Below are 2977 nucleotides of genomic sequence, written 5' to 3' on the forward strand. Positions count from 1 at the left end.
CCGCCGGGGAGGGCCGGCCCCGGCCGGCCCTCCCCCGCTCCCTCGGGGGTAACGTCTCCTCCCTACGACGACGATCACGTGCGGGGCACGCGGCGGAGCGGAAGGGCTGGTCGATGAGCGACATCGAGCGCGTCGGAGTGGTGGGCTGTGGCCAGATGGGGGCCGGGATCGCGGAGGTGTGCGCCCGGGCCGGCCTCGACGTGATGGTCGCCGAGACCACCGGCGAGGCGCTGGAGCTGGGCCGCACCCGGCTGGTCGGCTCGCTCGACCGCGCCGTGGAACGCGGCAAGGTCTCGGCGGCGGACCGGGACGCGGCGCTCGACCGGCTGACGTTCACCACCGATCTGGGCGAGTTCGCGGAGCGCGACCTGGTGATCGAGGCGGTGGTCGAGAGCGAGCCGGTCAAGACGGAGATCTTCCAGGTCCTCGACCAGGTCGTCACCCGACCGGACGCCATCCTCGCCTCCAACACCTCCGCCATCCCGTTGGTCAACCTGGCGGTGGCCACCTCGCGCCCCGCCCAGGTCCTCGGCGTCCACTTCTTCAACCCGGCCCAGGTGCAGCGGCTCGTCGAGCTGATCCCCGCGCTGACCACCGCCGACGAGACGGTCAGGCGCGCCGAGGCGCTGGTCACCGAGGTCCTCGACAAGCACGTGATCCGGGCCCAGGACCGCTCGGGTTTCGTGGTGAACGCGCTGCTGATCCCGTACCTGCTGTCCGCCGTCCGGATGTTCGAGTCCGGCGCGGCGACCCGGGACGACATCGACCGCGGCATGGAGCTGGGCTGCGCCCACCCGCAGGGTCCGCTGAAGCTGGCCGACCTGATCGGGCTCGACACGGTGGTCTCCATCTCCGAGTCGATGTACGCGGAACACAAAGAGCCGCTGTACGCCCCGCCGCCGCTGCTGCTGCGCATGGTCTCGGCCGGCCAGCTCGGCCGGAAGACGGGCGCCGGCTTCTACCGCTACTGAGCCCGCGGCTCCGGATGCGGACTCCTCCCGCCCGGGGTGCCATGGGTGGGAGAGCGGTGCGAGGAGGTGTTCCGGCATGGCGAGGGCGATCTGGAGCGGCGCGCTGTCCTTCGGCCTGGTCGCCATGCCGGTGCAGCTCTTCACCGCGACCCGGAGCCACACCATCCGCTTCAACCAGATCCAGCGCGGCACCGCAGACCGGGTCCGCAACAAGCGGGTGAACGAGCGCACCGGCGACGAGGTGCCGATGGAGGAGGTCGTCAAGGGCTTCGAGATGGGCGACGAATACGTCGTGGTCGAGCCGAACGAGCTGGACGAGATCGCGCCCGGCCGCTCCAAGGGCCTGGAGATCTCCGGCTTCGTCGGCCTCGACGAACTCGACCCGATCTACTTCGACCGGAGCTACTACCTGGCCCCCAAGGGGCCCGAGTACGCCAAGGTCTACTCGCTGCTGCTCGACGCGCTGGTCGAGTCCCACAAGGTCGGCATCGCCACCTTCGTGATGCGGAACCGGGAGTACCTGGTCGCCGTCCGCGCCGAGGAGGAGGTCCTCACGCTGCACACGCTCCACTGGGCGGACGAGGTGCGCGACCCGCGCCGCGAGATCGGCGACCTGCCGGAGCGGGTGGACATCTCCACCAAGGAACTGCGCACCGCCGTCCAGTTGGTGGAGGCGCTGAGCATGGAGTGGCACCCGGAGGAGTTCCACGACACCTACCAGGAACGGGTGCTCGAACTGGTCGAGGCCAAGCGCACCGGCGCGACGATCGAGAAGGGCGCGCCACCACCGCGCTCCACCAACGTCATCGACCTGATGGACGCGCTCCAGGCGAGCGTCGACAGCGCCCAGGGCCGCCGCGGGGAGCGCGGCGGCGAGGGCGGCGCGAAGCGCGGCCGTGCCGGCGGCAAGCGCGCCGGCGGCGCTGCGAAACGGCGGAACGAGCTGGACGGCCTGAGCAAGTCCGAGCTGTACGAACGGGCCTCCAGGGCCACCATCCCCGGCCGCTCCTCGATGAACCGCGAGGAGCTGATCAGGGCACTCTCGGCATGACGCCGCAGGTGGTCACCGTGGAGGGCCACCGGGTCTCGCTGTCCAACCTGGACAAGCCCATCTACCCGGACGGCACCACCAAGGGCGAGGTGCTGCACTACTACGCCACCCACGGCGACGTACTCCTCCCCCACCTGCGGGACCGCCCCCTGAGCCTGCTGCGCTACCCGGACGGCCCGGACGGCGAACGGTTCTTCACCAAGCACGTCCCGCCCGGCACCCCGGAGTGGGTGACCACCCGCGACGTCCCGCGCTCCGGCGGCGCGACGATGCGGCAGGTGCTGGTGCAGGACCTGGCCAGCCTGGTGTGGGTGGCCAACCTGGTCGTGGAACTGCACACCCCGCAGTGGCTCGCCACCGATCCGGGCCGCGCCGACCGTCTGGTCCTCGACCTCGACCCCGGCGAACCGGCCACCGTCGTCGACTGCTGCCGGGTCGCGCTGTGGCTGCGGGACCGACTGGCGGACGACGGGCTGACCGCCTACGCGAAGACCTCGGGATCCAAGGGTCTGCACCTGCTGTGCCCGCTGCTCCCGACGGCGTCGGCCGACGCCTCCGACTACGCGCGGCTGCTGGCCACGGAGGCGGCGAAGGCCCTGCCGGGCCTGGCGATCGCGGCCATGGCCCGCCGCCTGCGGCCGGGCCGCGTCTTCATCGACCACAGCCAGAACGCGGCCCGCAAGACCACGGCCACCCCGTACACCCTGCGCGCCCGTCCGGCGCCGACGGTGTCGGCGCCGGTCACCTGGGACGAGATCGCCGCGTGCGGAGCTCCGGCGGAGCTGGACATCCGCCTCCCCGACATGCCGGGCCGACTGGCCGAACACGGCGAGCTGCTCGCCGCCTTGGCGGCGCGCGAGGGCGCCGCACCGCTCGGCCCTCACTGACCGCCGAGTCGGGACGCGGCGGCCGCGCCTGGCGCGGGCCGCGCGGGGTTGCCGGGGGTTTCCCCGCC

3 protein-coding genes are annotated in these 2977 nt (G+C 72.4%); all 3 read left to right on the forward strand.

The features are described from left to right. Window positions 1-113: 113 nt before the first annotated feature. The 3 genes from E1283_RS34525 (at window position 114) to ligD (ending at window position 2909) form a co-directional block, all read left to right on the forward strand. Window positions 114-971, forward strand: coding sequence for a 3-hydroxybutyryl-CoA dehydrogenase (locus E1283_RS34525; protein ID WP_132822114.1), 858 nt, complete (start codon window positions 114-116; stop codon window positions 969-971). A 76-nt stretch (window positions 972-1047) separates the two neighbouring features. Further along, a complete protein-coding gene (gene ku / locus E1283_RS34530) occupies window positions 1048-2022 on the forward strand; it encodes a non-homologous end joining protein Ku (RefSeq protein ID WP_132822115.1) in 975 nt (324 codons plus the stop codon). After that, on the forward strand, window positions 2019-2909 hold the full coding sequence (ligD, locus tag E1283_RS34535; RefSeq protein ID WP_132822116.1) for a non-homologous end-joining DNA ligase: 891 nt from the start codon (window positions 2019-2021) through the stop codon (window positions 2907-2909). Before ku ends, ligD begins: the two co-directional genes overlap by 4 nt. Window positions 2910-2977 lie beyond the last annotated feature (68 nt).

The sequence above is a fragment of the Streptomyces hainanensis genome, from assembly GCF_004348415.1.
GTDB classification, from domain to species: domain Bacteria; phylum Actinomycetota; class Actinomycetes; order Streptomycetales; family Streptomycetaceae; genus Streptomyces; species Streptomyces hainanensis.

Coding starts and splice junctions, on each gene's coding strand:
- E1283_RS34525 (WP_132822114.1), top strand. CDS start 114: ATGAGCGACATCGAGCGCGTCGGAGTGGTGGGCTGTGGCCAGATGGGG.
- ku (WP_132822115.1), top strand. CDS start 1,048: ATGGCGAGGGCGATCTGGAGCGGCGCGCTGTCCTTCGGCCTGGTCGCC.
- ligD (WP_132822116.1), top strand. CDS start 2,019: ATGACGCCGCAGGTGGTCACCGTGGAGGGCCACCGGGTCTCGCTGTCC.